Origin of the sequence: Rodentibacter caecimuris, assembly GCF_010587025.1 — a bacterium.
Classification (GTDB): domain Bacteria; phylum Pseudomonadota; class Gammaproteobacteria; order Enterobacterales; family Pasteurellaceae; genus Rodentibacter; species Rodentibacter caecimuris.
In genome coordinates, this window is sequence record NZ_CP040863.1 from 2,523,521 (window position 1) to 2,550,140 (window position 26,620).

Below are 26,620 nucleotides of genomic sequence, written 5' to 3' on the forward strand. Positions count from 1 at the left end.
TGTATATTAATAGCTAAGCAGTTTATTGAGCGATTGAACTTTGAATTGAAGAGTTTGATCATGGCTCAGATTGAACGCTGGCGGCAGGCTTAACACATGCAAGTCGAACGGTAGCAGGAAGGAAGCTTGCTTTCTTTGCTGACGAGTGGCGGACGGGTGAGTAATGCTTGGGAATCTGGCTTATGGAGGGGGATAACTGCGGGAAACTGCAGCTAATACCGCGTAAAGTCTTTGGACTAAAGGGGGCGTTTGCTCTTGCCATAAGATGAGCCCAAGTGGGATTAGGTAGTTGGTGGGGTAATGGCTCACCAAGCCGTCGATCTCTAGCTGGTCTGAGAGGATGACCAGCCACACCGGGACTGAGACACGGCCCGGACTCCTACGGGAGGCAGCAGTGGGGAATATTGCGCAATGGGGGGAACCCTGACGCAGCCATGCCGCGTGAATGAAGAAGGCCTTCGGGTTGTAAAGTTCTTTCGGTGATGAGGAAGGCAGTTTGGTTAATAGCCAAGCTGATTGACGTTAGTCACAGAAGAAGCACCGGCTAACTCCGTGCCAGCAGCCGCGGTAATACGGAGGGTGCGAGCGTTAATCGGAATAACTGGGCGTAAAGGGCACGCAGGCGGATTTTTAAGTGAGGTGTGAAAGCCCCGGGCTTAACCTGGGAATTGCATTTCAGACTGGGAATCTAGAGTACTTTAGGGAGGGGTAGAATTCCACGTGTAGCGGTGAAATGCGTAGAGATGTGGAGGAATACCGAAGGCGAAGGCAGCCCCTTGGGAATGTACTGACGCTCATGTGCGAAAGCGTGGGGAGCAAACAGGATTAGATACCCTGGTAGTCCACGCTGTAAACGCTGTCGATTTGGGGGTTGGGGTTTAACTCTGGCGCCCGTAGCTAACGTGATAAATCGACCGCCTGGGGAGTACGGCCGCAAGGTTAAAACTCAAATGAATTGACGGGGGCCCGCACAAGCGGTGGAGCATGTGGTTTAATTCGATGCAACGCGAAGAACCTTACCTACTCTTGACATCCAGAGAATCCTGTAGAGATACGGGAGTGCCTTAGGGAGCTTTGAGACAGGTGCTGCATGGCTGTCGTCAGCTCGTGTTGTGAAATGTTGGGTTAAGTCCCGCAACGAGCGCAACCCTTATCCTTTGTTGCCAGCGATACGGTCGGGAACTCAAAGGAGACTGCCGGTGATAAACCGGAGGAAGGTGGGGATGACGTCAAGTCATCATGGCCCTTACGAGTAGGGCTACACACGTGCTACAATGGCGTATACAGAGGGAAGCGAAGCAGCGATGTGGAGCGAATCTCACAAAGTACGTCTAAGTCCGGATTGGAGTCTGCAACTCGACTCCATGAAGTCGGAATCGCTAGTAATCGCGAATCAGAATGTCGCGGTGAATACGTTCCCGGGCCTTGTACACACCGCCCGTCACACCATGGGAGTGGGTTGTACCAGAAGTAGATAGCTTAACCGTAAGGGGGGCGTTTACCACGGTATGATTCATGACTGGGGTGAAGTCGTAACAAGGTAACCGTAGGGGAACCTGCGGTTGGATCACCTCCTTACCGAACGAGCTATAGTAAGTGTCCACACAGATTGGCTGATATGTTGTAAACAACGTAGTGAAGAGTCCGTGACTTAAGAGCAACATCTAATTGACTCAAATAGTCTGCGTAAAGATAATTAAAAGGGTATCTTTTATTGTTGTCCCCATCGTCTAGAGGCCTAGGACATCGCCCTTTCACGGCGGTAACCGGGGTTCGAATCCCCGTGGGGACGCCAATGAAAGATAACTTTAACGAATTATCTTCTGTTCTTTAAAAAATTGGAAACAAGCTGAAAACTGAAGAGACTTTTAAGTTCCAAAAGGAATAGAGGAAGTCTGAGTAGAAAAATCTTGACTGGAGAAAGGCAGTCAAGTGTTTAGTTGAATTAAAGATTCGCTTCAAGATGTAGGCCTGACTGAGTAGGCAGGCTGAAAACATTTGAGGTTGTATAGTTAAGTGACTAAGCGTACAAGGTGGATGCCTTGGCAATCAGAGGCGATGAAGGACGTGCTAATCTGCGAAAAGCTTGGATGAGTTGATAAGAAGCGTTTAATCCAAGATATCCGAATGGGGAAACCCGATGGATGAAGAATCCATCATTTCATTATGAATTCATAGTAATGAAAAGCAAACCGGGAGAACTGAAACATCTAAGTACCCCGAGGAAAAGAAATCAACCGAGATTCCGTGAGTAGCGGCGAGCGAAGGCGGAAGAGCCGGTAAGTGATAGTGAGCGTGTTAGGAGAATGAGTTGGGAAGCTCAACCGTAGGGGGTGATAGTCCCGTATCTTAAAACACGTTGATGGTACTAAGCTTACGATAAGTAGGGCGGGACACGTGATATCCTGTCTGAAGAGGGGGGGACCATCCTCCAAGGCTAAATACTCCTGATTGACCGATAGTGAACCAGTACTGTGAAGGAAAGGCGAAAAGAACCCCGGCGAGGGGAGTGAAATAGAACCTGAAACCTTGTACGTACAAGCAGTGGGAGCCTGAAAGGGTGACTGCGTACCTTTTGTATAATGGGTCAGCGACTTATATTTTGTAGCAAGGTTAACCGAATAGGGAAGCCGAAGGGAAACCGAGTCTTAACTGGGCGATTAGTTGCAAGGTATAGACCCGAAACCCGGTGATCTAGCCATGGGCAGGTTGAAGGTTGGGTAACACTAACTGGAGGACCGAACCGACTAATGTTGAAAAATTAGCGGATGACTTGTGGCTGGGGGTGAAAGGCCAATCAAACCGGGAGATAGCTGGTTCTCCCCGAAATCTATTTAGGTAGAGCCTTGAGCGGACACCTTCGGGGGTAGAGCACTGTTTCGGCTAGGGGGCCATCCCGGCTTACCAACCCGATGCAAACTGCGAATACCGAAGAGTGATACTCAGGAGACACACGGCGGGTGCTAACGTCCGTCGTGGAGAGGGAAACAACCCAGACCGCCAGCTAAGGTCCCAAAGTGTATGTTAAGTGGGAAACGAAGTGGGAAGGCTTAGACAGCTAGGATGTTGGCTTAGAAGCAGCCACCATTTAAAGAAAGCGTAATAGCTCACTAGTCGAGTCGGCCTGCGCGGAAGATGTAACGGGGCTCAAACATAGCACCGAAGCTGCGGCATCAGGATTAATCCTGTTGGGTAGGGGAGCGTTGTGTAAGCGGATGAAGGTGTATCGGGAGGTATGCTGGACGTATCACAAGTGCGAATGCTGACATAAGTAACGATAAAACGGGTGAAAAACCCGTTCGCCGGAAGACCAAGGTTTCCTGTCCAACGTTAATCGGGGCAGGGTGAGTCGGCCCCTAAGGCGAGGCTGAAAAGCGTAGTCGATGGGAAACGGGTTAATATTCCCGTACTTGGTAAAGCTGCGATGTGGGGACGGAGCAGGTTAGGTTAGCGTGCTGTTGGATATGCACGTTTAAGTTGGTAGGTGGGGTGCTTAGGCAAATCCGGGCGCTTATTAACACCGAGAAATGATGACGAGGCCTCAAGGGGCTGAAGTAACTGATACCACACTTCCAGGAAAAGCCACTAAGCTTCAGGCTTTATTAAACCGTACTGAAAACCGACACAGGTGGTCAGGTAGAGAATACTCAGGCGCTTGAGAGAACTCGGGTGAAGGAACTAGGCAAAATAGCACCGTAACTTCGGGAGAAGGTGCGCCGGCGTAGCTTGTAGCCCCTAGCGGGTGAAGGGTGAACCGGTCGAAGATACCAGCTGGCTGCAACTGTTTATTAAAAACACAGCACTCTGCAAACACGAAAGTGGACGTATAGGGTGTGATGCCTGCCCGGTGCTGGAAGGTTAATTGATGGTGTAATCGAAAGAGAAGCTCCTGATCGAAGCCCCAGTAAACGGCGGCCGTAACTATAACGGTCCTAAGGTAGCGAAATTCCTTGTCGGGTAAGTTCCGACCTGCACGAATGGCATAATGATGGCCAGGCTGTCTCCACCCGAGACTCAGTGAAATTGAAATCGCCGTGAAGATGCGGTGTACCCGCGGCTAGACGGAAAGACCCCGTGAACCTTTACTATAGCTTGACACTGAACATTGAATTTTGATGTGTAGGATAGGTGGGAGCCTTTGAAGCGGTCACGCCAGTGATTGTGGAGGCGTCCTTGAAATACCACCCTTTAACGTTTGGTGTTCTAACGAAGATTGCGGAACGCGGTCTCGGACAGTGTCTGGTGGGTAGTTTGACTGGGGCGGTCTCCTCCCAAAGAGTAACGGAGGAGCACGAAGGTTTGCTAATGACGGTCGGACATCGTCAGGTTAGTGCAATGGTATAAGCAAGCTTAACTGCGAGACGGACAAGTCGAGCAGGTACGAAAGTAGGTCATAGTGATCCGGTGGTTCTGAATGGAAGGGCCATCGCTCAACGGATAAAAGGTACTCCGGGGATAACAGGCTGATACCGCCCAAGAGTTCATATCGACGGCGGTGTTTGGCACCTCGATGTCGGCTCATCACATCCTGGGGCTGAAGTAGGTCCCAAGGGTATGGCTGTTCGCCATTTAAAGTGGTACGCGAGCTGGGTTTAGAACGTCGTGAGACAGTTCGGTCCCTATCTGCCGTGGGCGTAGGAGAATTGAGGGGGGCTGCTCCTAGTACGAGAGGACCGGAGTGGACGCACCACTGGTGTTTCGGTTGTGTCGCCAGACGCATTGCCGAGTAGCTAAGTGCGGAAGAGATAAGTGCTGAAAGCATCTAAGCACGAAACTTGCCTCAAGATGAGTTCTCCCAGACTTAGAGTCTGTAAGGGTTGTTGGAGACGACGACGTAGATAGGTGGGGTGTGTAAGTGTAGTGATACATTGAGCTAACCCATACTAATTGCCCGAGGGGCTTAACTATACAACGCTCAAGTGTTTTTGGGCGGTTAATGTGAAATACAACGAATTAAAGTATACAGTCATCAGTCATCAGCTTGTATCCGATAGAACAGATGAAAAAGATAAAAGAGATAAAACGAGATAAAAAGATAGAACGAGATAAAAAGATAGAACGAGATAAAAAGATAGAACAAGATAAAACTTGAAGAGAAGAAGTTATCGAAGAATTATCCCGGCGGCGAGAGTGCAGTGGTTCCACCTGAATCCATCCCGAACTCAGAAGTGAAATGCTGTAATGCCGATGGTAGTGTGGGGTATCCCCATGTGAGAGTAGGGCACTGCCGGGTTTTAATTATATCATCCCCTGAATCGAGAGGTTCAGGGGGGGTTGCGTTTTATCGTATTCAAGATATTGAAGAAAAATATTAAATTTTCATTTTCACAAATAACGTTAAAATTAACAAAAAAATCCATACGTAAAACGTACGGATTCGAGATAGAAGATTATTTTTACTGTTTTTATGCAACTCTCCTACTCATCTTTTATTAATAAAAGATATGTTCAATAATTAGATATTTTTCTGGAATATAATTTTGCTTAAGATGTCACCCAAATAAGTTTTGCCAGAAGCTTTGTATAAATTCCCTTTCCTTACAAAACTCCGAATCTGACACAATCGGTGGTTGTCCGATTAAATTAAGATGATGGATTTTATTACGTAAATCTACATAGCATTGCTTTAATTTTTCACAATCAGAGACGGAAATCACTTGAACACTTGCCATATCGTCAAAAATTCTCACATTATCCGACCATTTTGTTAGACGTGGGTTTTGGGGTGCATGAGCCAGCATTAAATATTGTGCAATAAACTCAATATCGGTAATCCCACCACGATCCGTTTTTATATTAAATTCACCTTCTTTAGGTTTAGAAAGGGTTTGATACATTTTTTCTCGCATTTCTTGAATATCCATTTTGAGTTGGATTACATCTCTTGGTGTAGCGAGAACTTTTTGTCTAATTTGCTCAAATTTTTGGCGTAACGGTTCATCACCAAATACCGCCCGACTTCTGACTAAGGCTTGCTTTTCCCAAGTCCAAGCTTCATTTAATTGATAATTTTCAAAGGCTTCTAAAGAACAGCCCAGTAAACCGGCATCTCCGGATGGGCGTAAGCGCATATCGACGTCATACAATACTCCGGCACTGGTATTAAGACTAAAAATACTCACAATTTTTTGCGCTAAGCGTAAGTAAAACTGATTGCTATCAATAATTTTTTTTCCGCCTATGGTTTGGCTTTCAACAGCTTTATAAAGAAAAACAAGATCGAGATCGGATTTATAACCTAGTTCAATCCCTCCAAGTTTGCCATAACCAATAACTAAAAACCCTTTTTCACCATCTTGCAAATGTTGAGGCACACCAAAGCGGGTTGAAACCTGTTTCCAAGCTAAGTTGATTACGGAGGCGATGATTGCTTCTGCTAGATAAGTAAGGTGATCGCTGACTTTCATTACAGGTAACACGCCCAAAATATCAGCCGCTGCCACACGTAATAATATAGCCTGTTTAAATTGACGCAGTGCATCAATAAATTGTTCCTCATCCTCTTCCGGAAGTCGGAGCAAATATTGTTGAAGTTCATTAGGATATTGTGTGAAAGGTATTGGGTTACGTAAACTTTCAGTGTTAAGTAGTTCATCTAACAAAATTGGGTGGCGCGCTAATTGGTCGGCAATTAACTGAGATTTTGCACAAAGATTTACCACTTGCTGCAAAGCTTGCGGATTCTCGAGAAGTAATTCTAAATAAGTCGTTCGACTGGAAATTTTCTCAATAATGTGCAGCATCCGAGATAGTAAAGTGCGGTCACTTTCTTGTTTAAAAATGAGAGAAAATATCTTGGGCATTAATTGTGCCAGTACATCCTGTCCACGGTTTCCAATAATACGTCGCTTTAGGCTTTCTTTAAATTGTCCTAGTTTATCTAAAATTTCACTAATGTAATCGGATTGAATGCTACTTTCTTCCAACATTTGTGTGATTTCATCAAAGTCCGCTTCAAGAAAATCCTGCCATTGATTTTCTTTATCGTTATTTTCATCGTTTTCCTCACCAATAAGATGATCGAAAACCGACCGCACTTTTTCTTGCATTTGCTGTAAAGTGCAGTAGAAATCTTGCCAGTTTTCCATTGGATAGGTGCGCTGAATCGCAATATTTTGCTCGTTGAAACTTGTAAAGTTTCGACAGGCTGTGATTAAACGTTGTTGATCGATTTCATTAGTCGGTAGGGTTTGGGTTTGTTGATCATTAATTGCTTGTAAAATATTTTCTACTCTTCGCAAAAAAAGATAGCTTTCATGTAAAGCGTGATGTTGTGTTTGACTAATAAGACCAAGTTTTGTTATTTCAGGTAAGATCTTAAGCAAGCTATGTTGCTGTAAAGCAATTTCCCTTCCACCACGAATCAGTTGGAAGACCTGTGCGATAAATTCCACTTCGCGAATACCGCCGGCACCGAGTTTGATATTATCTTTTAACCCGCGGCGGCGTACTTCCCGTTCAATTTTTCCTTTCATTTCACGCAGTGACTGAATGACGCTGAAATCAATATAACGGCGATAAACAAAGGGACGCAGCATTTTTTGTAAATACAGGCTATTCGGGTCATCCGATTTTTCGCCGAGAATACGCCCTTTAATCATCGCATAGCGTTCCCAATCCCGTCCCTGATCCTGATAATATTGCTCCATCGCGGCAAAACTTAATGCCAGCGCACCGCTTTCACCAAAGGGGCGCAGACGCATATCCGTGCGGTAAACAAATCCATCAGCGGTAAAATCATCCAATGCACTGATTAAACGTTGTCCGAGGCGGGTAAAAAATTTTGCATTATCTACTGATTTTCTTGCATTGCTTCCCTCAATACGGGTTTCTCCCTGAGACGGATAAGTAAAAATTAAATCAATATCGGAAGAAAAATTCAGTTCAAATCCGCCCAGTTTACCCATACCAAGAATATAAAGCGGTTGTGGGTTACCTTGTTCGTCCACCGGTGTTCCCATTTCGGCACAAGCCTGACGATAAAGCCAATCACGTGCGCCAATGATAAGACTTTCTGCCAGTTCTGAGAGACGGATAAAAATTTCTTCTACAGTTGCCAAATTGAGACTTTGACAAAAACTTAATTTCGCCATTTCTGTATTACGAAAAAACCGTAGAGTTTTATAAAATTCAGCCTCATCGGAAATTGCTGATAATTCGCTATTTAAGCGTTCTTGATATTGCTCACAGTCGGAAAATGTAGGGCTGGTTTCCCACCATTGTGCCAGTAAGTGCGGTTGTTTTTGTAAGACTTTTTCAACAAAGTCGGACATCGCAACGGCATAGCCTAATCTTCCGATAGGGTGGTTTTTATCTTCTTGGTGTTGTTGAATCGTTTGAGTAACGCCATTGGCATCAATTTCAGGAAAAGATTGGCATAAGATTATGCCAAGTGCGGTGAGTTTTTGTTTGCTAAGGGATAAAAGTGCGGTCATGTTGTTAACTTTTTATATTCTGATCGACAAGCTGTAAAACTTTCTCTTTCGCCTGTGTGGGCTGTAAGCTATCTAGCCATTGAATCGGCGTTTTCCAGCCTCGTAACCAAGTAATCTGACGTTTAGCCAGTTGGCGTGTGGCACAAATGCCTCGGAAGATCATTTCTTTGTGATCGTAATCGCCTTGCAAATATTCCCACATTTGGCGGTAGCCCACGCAACGGATAGACGGCAAATTCACGCTCAGATCGCCACGTGCATAGAGTTTTTCCACTTCCTCTTGAAAACCTAAATCAATCATTTTATGGAAACGCTGTTCAATGCGGGTATGCAAAATATGGCGATCTTCCGGTGCGATAGCAAATTGTAGAATATGATAAGGCAATGCTTCGCCCTTTTGTGCGGTGAGGTTGGTTAAGGATTGACCGGTAATATAAAATACTTCTAATGCACGATTAATCCGTTGTGAATCATTCGGATTAATACGTTGTGCCGAGATAGGGTCAATTTGAGCGAGCTCATGGTGTAATGCCACCCAACCTTGTTGTGCCGCTTTCCGTTCAATTTCAGCCCGAATGGTATCATCTGCGGAAGGCAAAGGGGAAAGCCCTTCGAGCAAGGCTTTGTAATAAAGCATTGTTCCTCCGACTAAAAGCGGGATTTTTCCTTGTGCGCTAATGTCCGCCATTTCGCGTAAAGCATCATCGCGAAAGTTCATGGCTGAATAGCTTTCAGCGGGATCTAAAATGTCGATGAGTCGATGGGGAGCTAAAGCAAGTTCTTCTTTAGAGGGTTTTGCCGTGCCGATATCCATTCCTTTGTAGATTAAGGCAGAATCGACACTAATAATTTCCACCGGCAAATGTTGGCGTAATTGAATAGCTAAATCGGTTTTACCGGACGCCGTTGGGCCCATTAAAAAAATTGCAGTCGGTTTCATTTATAGCTCGTCTAATAAAGGTTGCCAATGAATGGGTTTGAGTAATTGGTCAAATTCAGCCCGATTGGTGTTATTGAGCAAGCGTTCTATGTCGCTTAATAAATTCACCGCATCGGCAAATACGGTCACGGTTTTGCTTTCTAATTGTGAGCAAAGTGCGGTTGAAAAAGGCGCTGAATTTTCCGAGTGATTTAAAATTGTCATCACACATTTTTGTAAATTTTGTGTGCGTAAAAAGCGGGGAACTTTGTTTAACGTTAAACGCCGTTGGGGTTTATTCTCGATAAACTCAAAACCCGCTTGGGCAAAATTTTCCGCCACTTTTTCCCATTGGCTAAATTGCTTTTCCGTTAAATGAAATACGATGGGGATCAACAAAGGTTGCAGCTCAATTTGTGGCTGCTGTAAAGCTAATTTCCATTGTAATTGTTGCAATTTTTCCAACGAAAGCAAAAAGTGATGTTGGTTTTGCTGTAATAAAAGTGCGCGGTTTTCAATCAGTGATAATGCCCGCAGATGTGTTGGATTTTCGTTTTTTTCCACCACTTGTTCTGACGTTTTGGGCTGAACAAGATTGTCATTGTCTTTGGTTGAGCCTAGCAATTCTCCATACAATCTTTGCTCGGTTTTACTTGGTTTTTCTGAACGATAGTTTTCCCGATAATCAGGAGAGCCCTGATGAGATGTTCTATTGTCTCGCGAAAAGTGCGGTGGATTTTGCATAGGTTTTTCCGCAGAAACATTCTGGGTAAACATATTTTGTCCGGCTGACGCCCGATTGGGTTTATTTGCCCAAGATGTCCCATAAGTCGGAGCGGGTTCTTTTATGTCATTTTCTCGTAAATGTTTATCCGCACTTTGTTGAGGTAGTGTTGCTTGAAGTGATGGTTGATTGTTCAATGCATGATTTATCCCTTCATAAATAAAATCATGAATGAGCCGTTGTTGATGAAAACGTACTTCATGTTTTGTCGGGTGGACGTTCACATCCACCTCGTGAGGATTGAGATCAATAAATAGCACAAAGGCAGGGTGGCTTTCGTGGGGTAAATATTCTGCATAGGCTTGGCGAATTGCATGGGTAATGACTTTGTCACGCACCATGCGTCCGTTGATATAGCAATAATTCAGATCATTTTGTGAACGGCTGAAATCCGGGGTAGCAATCCAACCGGAAAGATGTAAATCATCGTATTTCCAATCAATACGCAGGGCATTTTTGACAAATCCTTCTCCACAAATTGCCGAAACCCGTTTGAGTTGTTGGGTAAGATCGGTAGCAGGGCGATATTGACGAATAATTTTGCCGTTATGGGTGAGGGTAAAGGCAATATTAAATTTAGCCAGTGCAATGCGGCGAATGACTTCATCAATATGGGCAAATTCGGTTTTGTCGGTGCGTAAGAATTTACGGCGTGCCGGAGTATTAAAAAACAGATTCGCCACTTCCACTGTTGTACCAACAGGATGTGAGGCTGGTTTGACAGTGGTTTCCATATCACGCCCTTGCGCATAAACCTGCCATGCTTCGGTTTGTTCTGCGGTGCGTGAAGTGAGGGTTAAACGGGAAACTGAACTGATACTTGCCAATGCTTCACCACGAAAACCTAAACTTAAAATAGACTCAAGATCTTCTAAATCAGCAATTTTACTGGTGGCATGGCGCGCAAGGGCAAGGCTTAATTCCTCTTTTGCAATGCCACAGCCATTGTCACGAATGCGGATCAGTGTTGCACCACCGTTTTCAATATCGACTTGAATTTTATTTGCGCCGGCATCTAAGCTGTTTTCAATCAATTCTTTCACCACAGAAGCAGGGCGCTCCACGACTTCTCCTGCGGCAATTTGATTGGCAAGTTGTGGGGAAAGAATTTTAATCGCCATTATTTTTCTCTCAGTTTAATTTTTTGACCGGTAATCACTTTACCATTTTTTAATGTTGGATTCAGTTTCAAAATTTGCTTCACCGGAATGTTATATTCCCGTGAGACCGCATAAATTGTCTGATCTTTTTTGATGGTATGATAGAGCGGAATATCCGCTTTTTTTCCATCAGTTTTACTTTTTTTCTTTTCGTCTGTATCTGTTTTGGGGCTGTCTTTTTTATCCGCAGGTTTTATTGTCGTTTTTTCGGCTTTTTGGGCTTCAACAATTTTTTGATTTTTACCGTTATTCGGGATTTTTATTGTTTCGCCAATCCATAATTCTTTACGTTTCAATTTGTTAAGCTGAATAATATCCGTTACTTTTACATCGTATTTATTGGCAAGACTGCCGATACTTTCACCGTTTTTCACTTTATGGCGAATACCGCTGTCTTTTACTTCCGAAGTGCGGTCGGTTTTTTCTGTGTTTTTGTCGTTTGTTTTTTTATCGACAGAATCGGTTTCTTCCGGTTTTTTGTGTTTTCCGTTATCCGGAATTTTAATGGTTTCGCCCACCCATAAAGCTTTTCGTTTTAAATTATTGAGTGCCACTATATCGGCGATTTTCACATCATATTTATTGGCTAGACTGCCAAGACTCTCACCATTTTTCACTTTGTGGCGAATTAAACTGTCTTTCGTCAATAAAGTGCGGTTAGTTTTGCCGCTGTTTTCTTTATCATCATTTTCAAAGGCGACAAGTGATTTTAAATTGCCGTTACGATAGGCGACTAATCCCTCATAAATCATATAGGCGATGCGGCGGCGATAAGTCGGAGAATTGAGTTTTTGTTCTTCCTCGGCATTCGATAGAAAACCGGTTTCCACCAATACCGAAGGAATATCCGGTGAACGTAATACACCAAGGCTTGCATGCTGTGGTGTGCTACGGCTTAAGGTCGTGATTTTTGAAAAGCGGCGTAAAATATGTCTGCCGATTTCATAACCGGTGCGTTGGCTGTGTCCAAACTGGAGATCGAGTACGGTTTGATCTAAATATTTATCGTTGTTATGAGAGAGAACTTTTCCGGCCCCACCCAATAATTCGGAGCGTTTTTCATCGTCTTCCAACCATTGCCCCATTTCATCATTTGCCCGACGGTTTGACAGCACCCATACTGATGCGCCGCGCTGGTTGGGGTTAAGCGAGGAATCCGCGTGGATAGAAACCAGATAATTTGCTTTGAATTTGCGGGCTATTTCCGAGCGTTCAGGCACGGAGATGTAATAATCGCCGTTACGGGTTAAGACAGCACGGAAATTCGGATCTTTATCCAATAAGGCCTTCAGTTCGCGTGCGATGGAAAGGGTCACATTTTTTTCATAAATACCAAGATTACGCCCGATTGCGCCGGGGTCTTTACCGCCATGACCGGGATCAATGGCTATTGTCCACTGTGCTGCAAAAGCCGTAGAGGCAAAAAGAGAGAATATTATCCCTAAAAAAAATGAAAATTTTGTGTTCATCGTGAATTGATAAAAAGATTATAGTTGTTGAATAATTTGCTCGCCTAGAGCATTTTGTGCGATTAATGTAACGTTTCGAGCATCATCATAGTAATCAATATTAACAAACAAATCAGCCGGTGGAAGGATTCCTTCACCTTTTTCAGCCCACTCGATAAGGCAAATAGAATCTTTGGCAAAGTAATCACGAATCCCCATAAATTCTAATTCCTCCGGATCGGCAAGGCGATATAAATCAAAATGGTAAATCATTTTTCCGGTAATGTTGTATTCTTCCACTAGGGTATAAGTCGGGCTTTTTACATTACCTTGGAACCCTAAACCTTGTACCATGCCTCGTGTTAGTGTGGTTTTTCCCGCACCTAAATCACCGTTGAAATATAAAATAACGGCACGCTCGGTGTGGCATTTCAAAATAGTTTCGGCTAATTTTTTGCCAAAACGTAACATAGTGGATTCATCAGGAATGTATTGAGTTAATTCATTCATCTTGATTATGATTGTTAAAGTCAAAACTGGTGGGAATTCTACCGCACTTTTGTTTTTTTCGCTAAGGGGATTTTATCCGTATTAGAGGTTGTTTTATGGAAAACGTTCCATTGACTAGGAATAAAAATCCACCGCTTTTCAGCAGTGGATTAAGAATTTGGAGCGGGAAACGAGGCTCGAACTCGCGACCCCAACCTTGGCAAGGTTGTGCTCTACCAACTGAGCTATTCCCGCAGAGAGTACAAAATTGGAGCGGGAAACGAGGCTCGAACTCGCGACCCCGACCTTGGCAAGGTCGTGCTCTACCAACTGAGCTATTCCCGCAGTTCACATCAGTGAATGGGGCGCATTATACGAATATTTTTCTCTCTTGCAAGAGCAAATTTTTCAAAATGACTTAGCTGACTAAGTTTTCGTCAATCCAATTTAATGAAATGATCGCGATAATAGGCGAGTTCTTTAATGGATTCACGGATATCATCTAAGGCTAAATGCGTATTCGCCTTTTTGAAACCTTCTAAAATTTCAGGTTTCCAGCGGGCGGCAAGTTCTTTTAATGTGCTGACATCCAAATGACGATAGTGGAAATAATCGGCCAGATCCGGCATATATCGGTAAAGAAAGCGTTTATCTTGTGCAACACTATTGCCACAAATGGGCGAGGCACCTTTGGGTACCCAACGCTTCAAGAAATCCAAGGTTTGTAATTCTGCCGCCCGTTCGGTGAGTTTACTGGCTTTTACCCGTTCCACTAAGCCGTTTGCGGTATGCGTTTTCACACACCATTCGGACATTTTTCCTAATAAATCATCGCTTTGATGAATGGCAAGGACAGGGCCTTCCGCAAGAATGTTGAGATCTTTGTCGGTGACGATAGTTGCGATTTCAATAATGCGTTCTTTATCGGGTTCCAATCCGGTCATTTCTAAATCAATCCAGATCAGATTTTGTTTATCTAATTGCATAATATAAGGTATCCTATGTAAAAATTTTTTCCATTTTATCAAAATCGTCGTAAAAAACGACCGCACTTTTATGGCTAAACGTAAACTCACTCAAAATCAGTTCCGCCGAATTGAATTTAACAATGCCCGAACGCTTCATCGCCACAAGAAAAGAGAAATTGAATGGCAAGATGAAATGCTGGGGGTATCACAAGACGGCTTGGTGGTGACGCGTTATTCTATGCACGCCGATGTAGAAAATGCACAAGGGGAGATTTACCGCTGTAATTTACGCCGTACTCTGTCAAGTTTAGTGGTGGGCGATAGAGTCATTTGGCGGGAAGGAAACGAACAGTTACAAGGTGTGAGTGGGGTGATTGAAGCTATTCATCCGCGTGTAAATGAAATTTTACGCCCTGATTATTATGATGGATTGAAACCTATTGCCGCGAATATTGATTGTATTATTATTGTTTCCGCAGTGTTGCCGGTTTTTTCTCTTAATATTGTTGATCGTTATCTTGTGGTATGTGAAATTTCAGGTATTGAGCCGGTTATTGTCGTCAATAAAGGCGATCTTCTAACGGATGAAGAGGAAAAAAATATTGAACAACAACTGCAAATTTATCGTGACATCGGCTATCAAACCTTGATTATTTCTGCCTCAAACGGAAAAAATATGGAAAAACTAACCGCACTTTTGAGCAGTGGCACATCTATTTTTGTCGGGCAGTCCGGTGTCGGCAAATCCAGCTTGATCAATGCTATTTTCCCCAACGTCAATGCACAAGTAGGCGAGGTGAGTGAAAATTCGGGGCTGGGGCAACATACGACAACTTCCTCACGTCTTTATCATTTACCTCAAGGCGGAAATCTCATTGATTCGCCGGGGATCCGCGAATTTGGATTATGGCACTTAGACGCTGATCAAATCACCAAAGGATACCGAGAATTCCAATATATCTTAGGTACTTGTAAATTCCGTGATTGTAAACATTTGAATGATCCGGGCTGTGCTTTACGTGAAGCGGTAGAGACTGGGAAAATTTCTCAGATTCGTTATGAAAACTATCACAAACTTATTGCAAGTTTATCCGAAACAAAGTCACAACGGCATTTTTCAACAAGTTAGCCGGAACTTAGAGTAAAATTTGGTTAATCGGATTAGAATGTTGATCTCACTTAAGTTTTTTTGCCTTTTTCCTTGATTATTTTGTTTTTAACAAGGATACTATGGCAGGTTTTGGATCTGACAGTTTTATAATTAAACTATTTATTAGTAGAGGTAACATTATGTTCTCAAAAGATGTAGAAATCACAGCACCTAACGGTTTGCACACTCGTCCTGCTGCGCAATTCGTAAAAGAAGCAAAAGGTTTTGCTTCAGACATTACTGTGACATCCGCAGGGAAAAGTGCGAGTGCCAAAAGTTTGTTTAAATTACAAACTTTAGGTTTAACACAAGGAACGGTTATGACCATATCCGCGGAAGGTGAAGATGAACAACAAGCCGTTGAACATTTAGTCGCATTAATCCCTACTTTAGAGTAACTATTGAGTATAAGATAGCCATAAAATCCGTTTTGATTTACTCCTGTAAGCACGTGTTTTATGGCTATTGTTTTATTTAATCCTATTAATCTTGGAAGGTGAACATGATTTCAGGTATTCCAGCATCCCCCGGTATTGTTTTTGGTAAGGCGTTAGTTCTTAAAGAAGAAAAAATTGTCCTTGATACAAAGTCGATTTCTGATGATCAAATTGAAACGGAAATTGCACGTTTTTACGAAGGGCGTAATGCCGCAGTTGAACAATTAAATTCCATCAAAGATCGTGCTTTTGCTTCGTTGGGAGAAGAGAAAGCGGCGATTTTCGAAGGGCATTTAATGATTTTGGAAGATGAAGAATTAGAAGAAGAAATTATCGACTATCTACGTTCACATAAAGTTAATGCCGGTGTCGCTGCGAGTAAAATTATTGATCAGCAAGTGGCGATGTTATCAGAAATTGATGATGAGTATTTGAAAGAACGTGCCGGTGATATCCGTGATATTGGTAACCGTTTAATCAAAAACATTTTAGGTATGCATATTGTTGATCTAGGCGATATAAACGAAGAATCTATTTTGGTTGCCTATGATCTCACCCCTTCTGAAACGGCGCAATTGAATCTTGAGAAAGTATTGGGATTCATTACAGATATTGGAGGCCGTACTTCACATACTTCTATTATGGCCCGCTCTTTGGAATTACCGGCTATTGTTGGAACCAACAATGTGACTGAAAAAGTGAATACCGGTGATTTCCTGATTCTTGATGCCGTAAATAACAAAGTCTATATTAATCCAACCGAAGCCCAAATCAACGAATTAAAATCTTTAGAAGCAAAATTAGCAGAAGAAAAAGCCGAATTAGCAAAATTAAAAGATCTTCCTGCCGTGACATTAGACGGGCATAAAGTTGAAGTAGTGGCAAATATTGGTACTATTCGCGATTGTGACGGTGCAAACCGTAACGGAGCCGAGGGGGTAGGTTTATACCGTACAGAGTTCCTCTTTATGGATCGCGATCAACTTCCAACGGAAGAAGAGCAATTTATTGCTTATAAAGAAGTCGTAGAAGCTATGGACGGACGTTTGGTTGTGCTTCGTACTATGGATATCGGTGGTGACAAAGATTTACCGTATCTAGATCTTCCAAAAGAAATGAACCCGTTCTTAGGATGGCGGGCAATTCGTATTGCACTGGATCGCCGTGAAATTCTCCATGCTCAGTTACGTGCGGTGTTGCGTGCCTCTGCATTTGGCAAATTAGCGGTGATGTTCCCGATGATTATTTCGGTAGAAGAAATTCGTGAATTAAAATCTGTGATTGAAACTCTGAAAGTGGAGCTACGTGCAGAAGCTAAAGCCTTTGATGAAAATATTCAAATCGGTGTAATGGTGGAAACGCCGTCTGCTGCGGTAAATGCGAAATTCTTGGCGAAAGAAGTGGATTTCTTTAGTATCGGGACTAATGACTTAACGCAATATACCTTAGCCGTTGATCGCGGCAATGAATTGATTTCTCATCTTTATAATCCAATGCAACCGTCCGTACTTGGCTTAATTAAACAAGTTATTGATGCGTCTCACGCAGAAGGTAAATGGACGGGGATGTGTGGTGAGTTAGCCGGTGATGAGCGTGCAACCTTGCTCTTGTTAGGTATGGGATTAGATGAATTTAGTATGAGTGCAATTTCGGTACCTCGTATTAAAAAACTCATTCGTAGTGTGAATTTCCAAGAGGTAAAAGAGCTTGCAAGTAAAGCATTAGAGAAACCAACCGCTTCGGAAATTGAGCAATTAATTGAAGAATTTTTGTCAGAAAAAGCACTGAGTTAGATACAAAATCAGTGTTTTAAGCTAGAATATCAACCATATTTAATGGATAGGAGATGAAAATGGGTTTATTTGACAAGCTATTCGGTTCCAAAGAGAACAAATCAGTCGAAGTTGAGATTTATGCACCGCTTTCCGGTGAAATTGTCAATATCGAAGATGTACCGGATGTTGTGTTTTCTGAAAAAATTGTTGGTGATGGCATTGCTATTCGTCCGACAGGCAATAAAATTGTCGCACCGGTTGATGGTGTTATTGGTAAGATTTTTGAAACCAACCACGCCTTTTCAATGGAATCAAAAGAAGGAGTTGAATTATTTGTTCACTTTGGTATTGATACCGTTGAGTTAAAAGGTGAAGGTTTTACCCGTGTTGCGCAAGAAGGGCAAACAGTAAAACGTGGTGATACAGTAATTGAGTTCGATCTTGAATTACTGGAAGCAAAAGCTAAATCTGTATTGACACCGGTTGTGATTTCCAATATGGATGAGATCTCAAGTATTGAGAAAAAAGCAGGCGAGGTTATTGCCGGCGAGTCCGTAGTGTTAAGCCTTAAAAAATAACTTTATATAGAATAAAAAAGTCCGCCGTTGTGCGGATTTTTTGTTTAGAGGTGAAAAGTGATTTATAAATTAACTGGTGTTTTACAACATTATATTTGGGGCGGACAGCATTACATTCCACAATTATTAAATCTTTCGGTGGAAGAAAATCAACATTATGCCGAATGGTGGCTTGGTGCACATATTTCTGCCCCTTCCATAATTGAAGTTGAGGGCAAACATTTACCGCTGACTGAATTTTTACAGCAAAATCCGCCCGCACTTGGTGAGAAAAGTCGAGAAATTTTTGGTGAAGAATTACCCTACCTATTGAAGATCCTTGATGTGGCAAAGCCGCTTTCTATCCAGTTGCACCCAACAAAACAACAGGCGGAAATCGGTTTCGCAAAGGAAAATGCGAAAGGTATTGATTTAAAAGATTCGAAACGAACTTATAAAGATAATAATCATAAACCTGAAATGATGATTGCATTGTCTGATTTCTGGCTGCTACATGGATTTAAGGCAAAAGAAAAAATTCTCTCTTCACTTAATGAACGTCCTTCTCTTGCCCCTCTTGCAGAAAAATTAGGTAATCAAGATCTGCATTCATTTTATGCGGATGTCATGCAAGCGGATCAATCCCAACTATATCAATGGCTTGCCCCTATTGTTGAACAAAATCGTGAGGCTTATGCTCAGAATGAACTCAGGCTAAATAATCCCGATTATTGGCTGCTTTATTCTATGGAAGCGATGGAGATTTCACTGGAAAAACTCGATGCGGGTTTAGTCTGTTTTTATCTTTTCAACATTGTTCACCTCAAAAAAGGTGAGGGGATTTACCAAGAAGCAGGTATTCCACACGCTTATTTACGCGGACAAAATATTGAATTGATGGCATGTTCCGATAATGTCATTCGTGGCGGATTAACGCCAAAATATGTAGATATTCCGGAACTATTGAAAGTAGTGGATTGCCGAGAAATAGAACCGCAAATTATTTCTGCGGCCCCTCATGATATGCGCGTATTTACTTATTCCACGCCGGCAAAAGATTTCGCCTTACAAAATATACAATATGAATGTGGTGAAACTCATCGCTTAAAAATTCAGAGTGCAGGAATTTTAATGGTGATGAAAGGGCAACTCAATTTACGCTCGGAAACCACCGCACTTTCTCTTAAAAAGGGAGAGTCTGCCTTTATCACTTCCGGTTCTTCTTATGAAATTGAAGGGCTATCGGAGGGCTATGCCGTCATAGCAAAGCTACCCTGAGAATCTAACGGTATATTAACTAATGTTATAAAGGATCATTGGATATTGTGATCCCCCTCACAAAATCCGATATCCTTTCTGAATGAAAGATAAAATTCAGTTATAGTAAGGCAATCTTTCCTCTTTCGGAGTTGCTATGCCATTACCGAATTATTTCCAAGATCCTCAAATTCTTCACATTAACACCACGCCGCATCATGCTTATTTTATTCCTTTTGATTCTGTGGAAAGTGCGGTCAAAAATCAGCGAGAATTTTCTGCTTTTTTCACTTTACTTAATGGCGAGTGGGATTTTGCCTATTTTGATCGCTATGTAGATTTACCGAAAGATTTTCTTCATTTCTCCTTTTCAGAAAAAATTCCGGTTCCCGCCAATTGGCAGAATCACGGTTATGATCATCATCACTATACCAACGTGAATTACCCTTTTCCTTTTGATCCGCCTTATGTGCCGATTGAAAATCCCTGCGGGCTTTATCACCGCACTTTTACGCATTCGCCTAAACAAAATAAACGTTATTTGCTCAATTTTGAGGGCGTGGACAGCTGTTTATTTGTGTATGTGAATCATCAATTTGTGGGCTATAGTCAAATTAGCCATTGCACTAGTGAATTTGATGTGAGTGATTTTCTAAAAAACGGTGAAAATCATCTTCATGTTGTAGTATTAAAATGGTGTGACGGCAGCTATTTGGAAGATCAGGATAAATTCCGAATGTCAGGCATTTTTCGTGATGTATATTTGCTTGAACGGGAAAATCATTACTTACAGGATTTTTTTATTCGCACCGAACTTGCGGATGATCTAAAAAGTGCGGTCATTTCTGTGGAGGTTTCTTTTATGGAAAGGGGGAAACCGGCGCATCTTCGTGAAATTGCATGGCAACTGAACGATCCGCAAGGTGAAATTTTGCTTTCTGCGGTAACGGAAAGCGGCTTCCATTTCACGTTGAATGAAATCACCTTATGGAATGCGGAAAACCCACAACTTTATACACTGCTATTTCGCTATGGTTCGGAGGTGATTTGTCAAAAAATTGGTTTGCGTAAAATTGAAGTAAAAGATGGTGTGATGCTATTTAATGGTGAAGCCATCAAATTTAAAGGCGTAAACCGCCACGACAGCGATCCCAAAACCGGTTATGTCATTAATCACGAGCAAGCTTTACAAGATTTACGCTTGATGAAAGAACATAATTTCAACGCAATTCGCACCGCACATTATCCTAATGCCCCTTGGTTCACCGAACTTTGTGATGAGTATGGTTTTTATCTGATTGCCGAAAGCGATATTGAATCTCACGGCACCAATGCGGTGTATGTGAAATCGCCTGAAACCAGTATTTTGCTTGGTGTGAAAACAGAAATTGATCATCAAGCCATTCGCCAACAAATTATCGACAATTATTGTTATATGGCGCGTAGCCCTGAATTTAATGCGGCAATTTTAGACCGCACTTATGCCAATGTCGAACGTGATAAAAACCGCTGTTCCGTGCTGGTATGGTCGCTTGGCAATGAAAGCGGCTATGGAGAGAATTTTGAGCAAGCAGCGGCTTGGGTGAAACGCCGTGATCCAAATCGATTAGTGCATTATGAAAATGCCGTTTTCCAACATTCCGATCATCAAAACGATTTAACGAATCTTGATTTTCATAGCGAAATGTACACCGCTACAGAGGAACTGGATGCTTATTTTGCGGATCCCCATAATAGGAAACCCTATTTATTCTGTGAATATTTGCACGCCATGGGAAATTCTTGCGGTGATGCGGAAGATTATTTTCAAGCGATGGAATGTCATCGAGGGGCGGCGGGCGGTTTTGTTTGGGAATGGTGTAATCATTCGCCTTATTTGCCTCATTCCGAGCGGATGGGATATGGCGGGGATTTTGCTGATGTACCGAATGATGGTAATTTTTGTGCTGACGGTTTAGTCACGGCTGATCGGCAAATTCAGAGCAATTTGTTGGAGCTAAAAAATGTACAGCGTCCGATTCGGGCCTTTTTAGATGAAGGCAATGTGCGGTTAAAAAATTATATGGATTTCACCGATACGGAAGAAGTGATCGCCATTCATTATCAAATTACCGAAAATTTGCGTGTCATCAGTGAAGGCTATTTTGATGGAATAAAAATTACCCCGAAAGCAACCGCACTTTTGCCGCTTGATTTGCCTGAAACCGATAATGAACTCTGGCATATCACTCTCACCTATTACCAAAAAATTGATCGTGGCTTGGTGGCAAAAAATCATTGTTTAGGTTTCGATCAACTTTGTTTTTCTTCCCAAAGCAGGTTGCCTGTTCATCAGATAAAGAAAGCGACGCAGACTATTTCTCTTAATGAAACGCCCCATCATGTGTTGATTTCTGTCGGAAAAATTTGTTATGAATTGGATAAACACAGAGGGATTATCACACAAATTTTCTGTGAGGGAAGCGCTTGGCTTAATGCGCCTTTGGATTTTAATATTTGGAGGGCGCCATTGGATAATGACAGCCTGATTAAAACCCATTGGTTGGCAGCAGGTTATGAGCAGGCTGTGACTCGTGCTTATGATTTTGTTATTGTTGAACAAGAAAGTGCGCTGGAAATTCGAGTCAAATCCGGCATTAATGCAGTTTCACGCGAGCGTATTTTAACCCTTGATGTAATTTATCGAATTGATACGCAGGGCAATTTATCAATTAAAATTCATGCTAAAAAACAACCGCACTTACCGTTTTTACCGCGTTTTGGCGTTCGCTTTTTCTTAAAAGACGGTTTTCAACAAGCTGAATATATCGGCTATGGCGAAACGGAAAGTTACCTTGATAAACATCAAGCAACACAGTTTAACTTGTATAAAACGACACCAAAATCCAACCATGTGCTCTATTTAAAACCGCAAGAAAATGGAAGCCATTTTGGTTGTCAGAGGTTTACGATTAAGAACGATCGAGAGGGATTTTCAATTTATTGTGATAAAGCATTTAGCTTTAATCTTTCACCTTATACACAAGAAGAATTGGAGGCGAAAAAGCATAACGATGAATTGGAAGAAAGCGGCAGTACAATATTATGTGTGGATTATAAAATGAGTGGCATTGGCTCTAATTCCTGCGGCCCAAGTTTGAAAGAAAAATATCGCTTAAGTGAAACGGAATGGGATTGGGAAATGCAATTTTTACCACGCTAACGAGGGGTAAAATGAAAAAGTGCGGTTGATTTTAACCGCACTTTAAGGAAGTAAAGACTTCTTGCTTATTTTAAATGACGCTCTTGATGACCGGTATAAATTTGTCTTGGGCGGACAATTTTTAGGTTCTCTTCGTTCATTTCTTTCCAGTTGGCAATCCAGCCGACTGTTCTACCTAGCGCGAAGATGACAGTGAACATTGACACTGGAATGCCAATGGCTTTTAAAATAATACCGGAATAGAAATCCACATTCGGATAGAGTTTTCGTTCAATAAAATAGGGATCGCTTAGGGCAATGTGCTCAAGTTCCATAGCGACTTCTAATAATGGGGTGGTGATGCCAAGCTCCTGTAACACCTCGTGGCAGGTTTCACGCATAACTTTGGCACGAGGGTCGTAGTTTTTGTACACACGATGTCCGAAACCCATTAAGCGGAACGGATCCTTTTTATCTTTTGCCCTAGCGATAAATTCTGGAATACGATCTACCGTGCCGATTTCTTCTAACATTCTTACGCACGCCTCGTTGGCACCACCATGGGATGGTCCCCATAAAGAGGCAATTCCTGCCGCGATACAAGCAAATGGATTTGAGCCTGATGATGCGACACTACGCACTGATGAGGTAGAAGCATTTTGTTCGTGATCAGCGTGTAGAGTAAAAATTCTATCCATTGCTCGTTCTAATACTGGATTAACGATATAAGGTTCACACGGTGTGGCGAACATCATATATAAGAAGTTACCTGCATAGGAGAGGTGATACTGTGGGTACATAAATGGGCGGCCAATGCTATATTTATAACACATTGCTGCTAAGGTAGGCATTTTTGCCAATAAACGAATCGCTGTACGATCAATGTTTTTTTCTGTTTGGAAATCATTATTGTAGAATGCTGCTAACGCACTACTTGCTGCACACATGACTGCCATTGGATGGGAATCTCGACGGAAACCTTGAAATAGGCGGGTAAATTGATCGTTTACCATATAATGTGAGCAAATTTCTTTTTTGAACTCTGTGAGTTGTTCTTCTGTAGGCATTTCGCCTTCTAACAATAAATATGCGGTATGAAGATAAGTTTTATTGAAGGCTAATTCATCTATTGAATAGCCTCGGTGTAATAAAATACCTTGATCGCCGTCAATGTAAGTAATGCTGGATTCACAAAGTGCAGTGGAGGTTAACCCCTGATCGTAGGTAAATAAACCTTGTTTTTGCAGCGCTTCTACGCCGATAGCATCATAGCCTAAAGTGCCGTGGTAAACTGGTAAGGCAATTTTTCGACCATCACTTAAATGAAGTTCTGCGGTTAAAGTTGGATGTAAGTTTGGCATATTAAGTCTCCTTATTTATATGGTTTGTGTTATACGGCTTTTTGGAAAATTAAACTGTTAACTTTGTTAGAATAGTAGTCGATTTGATCGAAATTCATATAGCGATAGGTATCGTCTTTATCTGCGTCAAGACTTTGTACATATTGCAAATATTCTTCTGGTGTTGGAATGCGACCCAGTAAGGCACAGACAGCGGAAAGCTCCGCTGAGGCGAGATAAACGAATGCTCCTTTACCCATTCGGTTTGGGAAGTTACGAGTGGACGTGGAAACTACGGTTGCACCATCTGCCACTCGTGCTTGATTGCCCATACAAAGTGAACAACCCGGTACTTCAATACGTGCACCGCTCTTGCCGTAAATACTAAAATAGCCTTCATCACTTAATAAGTGTGCATCCATTTTAGTTGGTGGTACAATCCATAGACGGGTTGGGATCATTCCTTGGTGTTGATTGAGTAATTTGCCGGCAGCACGGAAATGACCGATATTTGTCATACACGAGCCAATAAAGACTTCATCAACTTTATCACCTTGTACCTCAGATAATAGGCGAGCATCATCGGGATCATTTGGGGCACATACAATAGGTTCTTTTATGTCGTTGAGATTTATTTCAATGACGGCTGCATACTCTGCATCTTTATCCACTTCTAATAGTTGCGGATTGGCGAGCCAATCTTGCATTGCTTTAATTCGGCGTTCAAGCGTAGTTTTATCGCCATAACCTTCGGCGATCATCCATTTCAGTAGCACAATATTAGAATTGAGGTATTCAATGATAGGTTCTTTATTGAGCTTAATACTACAAGCTGCCGCTGAGCGTTCGGCAGAGGCATCGGAAATTTCAAAAGCTTGTTCTACTTTTAGATGTTCCAACCCCTCAATTTCAAGGATTTTTCCTGAGAAAATATTTTTCTTTCCCGCTTTTTCCACGGTGAGTAGCCCTTGTTGAATAGCATAGTAAGGAATGGAGTGGACTAAATCTCGTAGTGTAATACCGGGTTGCATTTCTCCGGTAAAGCGAATTAAGACAGATTCAGGCATATCCAATGGCATAACGCCTGTCGCTGCGGCAAATGCCACTAATCCGGAACCGGCTGGAAAGGAAATTCCAATTGGGAAACGGGTATGAGAATCTCCTCCGGTACCTATGGTATCTGGCAATAGCATACGGTTTAACCAAGAATGGATTACGCCATCGCCAGGACGTAATGAAATGCCACCTCGATTCATAATGAAATCTGGTAAGGAATGGTGAGTTATCACATCTACTGGTTTTGGGTAGGCTGCTGTATGACAAAATGATTGCATGACTAAATCAGCAGAGAAACCCAAGCAGGCCAAATCTTTTAATTCATCACGAGTCATTGGACCTGTAGTATCTTGCGAGCCGACACTGGTCATTCTCGGTTCGCAATACTGTCCAGCTCGAATACCCGTTACTCCGCAGGCTCTCCCTACGATTTTTTGAGCAAGTGTAAAGCCCTTATTATTTTTATTAGAAACTTGCGGTTTGGCAAAAACATCGCTTTCAGGTAGACTGAGCTCTACTCGTGCTTTGTGAGTTAAGCCTCGCCCGATGATCAATGGAATGCGCCCACCCGCTCTCACTTCATCAAGTAATACATCTGTTTTAAGTTTAAAGGTTGACAGAACTTCGTCTGTATTGTGTTTGCATACTTTACCTGCATAAGGGTAAATATCGATCACATCCCCCATATTAAGCTGGCTTACATCAAGCTCAATTGGTAGTGCTCCGGCATCTTCCATTGTATTAAAGAAAATCGGTGCAATTTTGCCACCAAGCACAATTCCCCCCGTGCGTTTATTTGGAATATAGGGCATATCTTCGCCCATTAACCATAGCACTGAATTAGTGGCAGATTTTCGGGAAGATCCCGTTCCTACTACATCGCCTACATAAACTAATGGAAAACCTTTTTGTTTTAATGATTCAATTTGTCTCATTGGTCCAATAGCACCCGCCTCATCAGGTTTGATCCCTTCTCTTGAATTTTTTAACATTGCCAATGCATGTAAGGGGATATCAGGACGTGACCAGGCGTCTTGTGCTGGTGACAGATCGTCCGTATTGGTTTCACCAGAGACTTTAAATACGGTATAGGTTAATTTTTCAGCTAACTGAGGGCGAGATAAAAACCATTCGGCATCAGCCCAAGATTGTAGAATCTGCAGGGCATAAGTATTACCTTGTTTGGCTTTTTGAGCGACATCATAAAAGTTATCAAACATTAATAAGGTATGAGATAAAGCTTTCACCGCTAATGGTGCGAGTTTGTCAATTTCTAGCGTATCAATTAGTGGTTCGATATTATAACCGCCCTGCATTGTGCCTAATAATTGCACTGCTTTTTGTGGTGAAATCAAGGGTGATTGTGTGTTCCCCTTAATTAAATCGGCTAAAAAAGCCGCTTTCACATAGGCAGCTTCATCAACGCCTGTGGGAATGCGGCTTTCAAATAATTCAACTAATAGATTCTGATTCTCTGGCGGTGGGTTTTTTAGTAGCTCGACTAATTCTGCGGTTTGTTGGGCATTGAGTGGAAGAGGGACGACACCTTGAGCAGCCCGTTGGTCAACATGGGTTTGGTATTCAGTTAAAAACGACATATGCGATCTCCGTCTGAATGAAAAATAATAGAAGGTCGTGAGTAAAGATTCAGTAAATTTATCATG

The 26,620-nt window shown here is 42.3% G+C and carries 14 protein-coding genes, 3 tRNA genes and 3 rRNA genes; 10 read left to right on the forward strand and 10 right to left on the reverse strand.

The window, feature by feature from the left end; genetic code table 11:
- Positions 1–42 precede the first annotated feature (42 nt).
- The 4 genes from FEE42_RS12235 to rrf all read left to right on the forward strand — a co-directional run bounded on the left by FEE42_RS12235 (position 43) and on the right by rrf (position 5,233).
- Positions 43–1,578, forward strand: a 16S ribosomal RNA gene (locus FEE42_RS12235).
- Between the two features lie 141 nt (positions 1,579–1,719).
- Positions 1,720–1,795: transfer RNA gene (locus tag FEE42_RS12240), tRNA-Glu, on the forward strand.
- A 215-nt stretch (positions 1,796–2,010) separates the two neighbouring features.
- Positions 2,011–4,908: ribosomal RNA gene (locus tag FEE42_RS12245) — 23S ribosomal RNA — on the forward strand.
- Positions 4,909–5,117: 209 nt separating this feature from the next.
- Positions 5,118–5,233: ribosomal RNA gene (gene rrf / locus FEE42_RS12250) — 5S ribosomal RNA — on the forward strand.
- The 16S, 23S and 5S rRNA genes sit together here with 1 tRNA gene alongside, the layout of an rRNA operon.
- Positions 5,234–5,492: 259 nt before the next feature.
- Here the strand turns inward: rrf and glnE are convergent.
- The 8 genes from glnE to orn all read right to left on the reverse strand — a co-directional run bounded on the left by glnE (position 5,493) and on the right by orn (position 14,221).
- Complete coding sequence (gene glnE / locus FEE42_RS12255; protein WP_164028750.1) at positions 5,493–8,435, reverse strand: bifunctional [glutamate--ammonia ligase]-adenylyl-L-tyrosine phosphorylase/[glutamate--ammonia-ligase] adenylyltransferase; 2,943 nt, start codon at positions 8,433–8,435, stop codon at positions 5,493–5,495.
- Between the two features lie 4 nt (positions 8,436–8,439).
- Positions 8,440–9,375 (reverse strand): tRNA (adenosine(37)-N6)-dimethylallyltransferase MiaA, encoded by a 936-nt coding sequence (gene miaA, locus FEE42_RS12260; protein ID WP_164028751.1) that lies wholly within the window; start codon positions 9,373–9,375, stop codon positions 8,440–8,442.
- A complete protein-coding gene (gene mutL, locus FEE42_RS12265) occupies positions 9,376–11,259 on the reverse strand; it encodes a DNA mismatch repair endonuclease MutL (protein WP_164028752.1) in 1,884 nt (627 codons plus the stop codon). It abuts the gene before it with no gap.
- On the reverse strand, positions 11,259–12,767 hold the full coding sequence (locus tag FEE42_RS12270; protein WP_135968826.1) for an N-acetylmuramoyl-L-alanine amidase: 1,509 nt from the start codon (positions 12,765–12,767) through the stop codon (positions 11,259–11,261). Before FEE42_RS12270 ends, mutL begins: the two co-directional genes overlap by 1 nt.
- Positions 12,768–12,785: 18 nt before the next feature.
- On the reverse strand, positions 12,786–13,256 hold the full coding sequence (gene tsaE / locus FEE42_RS12275) for a tRNA (adenosine(37)-N6)-threonylcarbamoyltransferase complex ATPase subunit type 1 TsaE (RefSeq protein ID WP_164028753.1): 471 nt from the start codon (positions 13,254–13,256) through the stop codon (positions 12,786–12,788).
- A gap of 158 nt (positions 13,257–13,414) precedes the next feature.
- A tRNA-Gly gene (locus FEE42_RS12280) sits at positions 13,415–13,490 on the reverse strand.
- A gap of 14 nt (positions 13,491–13,504) precedes the next feature.
- A tRNA-Gly gene (locus tag FEE42_RS12285) sits at positions 13,505–13,580 on the reverse strand.
- Between the two features lie 92 nt (positions 13,581–13,672).
- Positions 13,673–14,221, reverse strand: a complete 549-nt coding sequence (gene orn / locus FEE42_RS12290; RefSeq protein ID WP_164028754.1) for an oligoribonuclease — start codon at positions 14,219–14,221, stop codon at positions 13,673–13,675.
- A 70-nt stretch (positions 14,222–14,291) separates the two neighbouring features.
- Between orn and rsgA the strand changes: the two genes are divergently transcribed.
- The 6 genes from rsgA (at position 14,292) to FEE42_RS12320 (ending at position 22,581) form a co-directional block, all read left to right on the forward strand.
- Positions 14,292–15,332, forward strand: coding sequence for a small ribosomal subunit biogenesis GTPase RsgA (rsgA, locus tag FEE42_RS12295; RefSeq protein WP_164028755.1), 1,041 nt, complete (start codon positions 14,292–14,294; stop codon positions 15,330–15,332).
- A 161-nt stretch (positions 15,333–15,493) separates the two neighbouring features.
- The gene (gene ptsH / locus FEE42_RS12300; RefSeq protein ID WP_164028756.1) at positions 15,494–15,751 is read left to right on the forward strand and encodes a phosphocarrier protein Hpr; all 258 of its coding nucleotides are present in this window, start codon (positions 15,494–15,496) and stop codon (positions 15,749–15,751) included.
- 104 nt (positions 15,752–15,855) lie between these two features.
- A complete protein-coding gene (ptsI, locus tag FEE42_RS12305; RefSeq protein WP_059365483.1) occupies positions 15,856–17,583 on the forward strand; it encodes a phosphoenolpyruvate-protein phosphotransferase PtsI in 1,728 nt (575 codons plus the stop codon).
- 59 nt (positions 17,584–17,642) lie between these two features.
- Positions 17,643–18,143 (forward strand): PTS glucose transporter subunit IIA, encoded by a 501-nt coding sequence (gene crr, locus FEE42_RS12310; RefSeq protein ID WP_059365482.1) that lies wholly within the window; start codon positions 17,643–17,645, stop codon positions 18,141–18,143.
- Positions 18,144–18,200: 57 nt separating this feature from the next.
- Positions 18,201–19,400 (forward strand): mannose-6-phosphate isomerase, class I, encoded by a 1,200-nt coding sequence (gene manA / locus FEE42_RS12315; RefSeq protein WP_164028757.1) that lies wholly within the window; start codon positions 18,201–18,203, stop codon positions 19,398–19,400.
- A 136-nt stretch (positions 19,401–19,536) separates the two neighbouring features.
- Positions 19,537–22,581, forward strand: a complete 3,045-nt coding sequence (locus FEE42_RS12320) for a glycoside hydrolase family 2 TIM barrel-domain containing protein (RefSeq protein ID WP_164028758.1) — start codon at positions 19,537–19,539, stop codon at positions 22,579–22,581.
- A 65-nt stretch (positions 22,582–22,646) separates the two neighbouring features.
- Here the strand turns inward: FEE42_RS12320 and FEE42_RS12325 are convergent, their stop codons facing one another.
- Positions 22,647–23,921, reverse strand: a complete 1,275-nt coding sequence (locus FEE42_RS12325) for a citrate synthase (protein ID WP_059365479.1) — start codon at positions 23,919–23,921, stop codon at positions 22,647–22,649.
- Positions 23,922–23,950: 29 nt separating this feature from the next.
- On the reverse strand, positions 23,951–26,554 hold the full coding sequence (gene acnB, locus FEE42_RS12330) for a bifunctional aconitate hydratase 2/2-methylisocitrate dehydratase (protein ID WP_164028759.1): 2,604 nt from the start codon (positions 26,552–26,554) through the stop codon (positions 23,951–23,953).
- Positions 26,555–26,620: the final 66 nt, after the last annotated feature.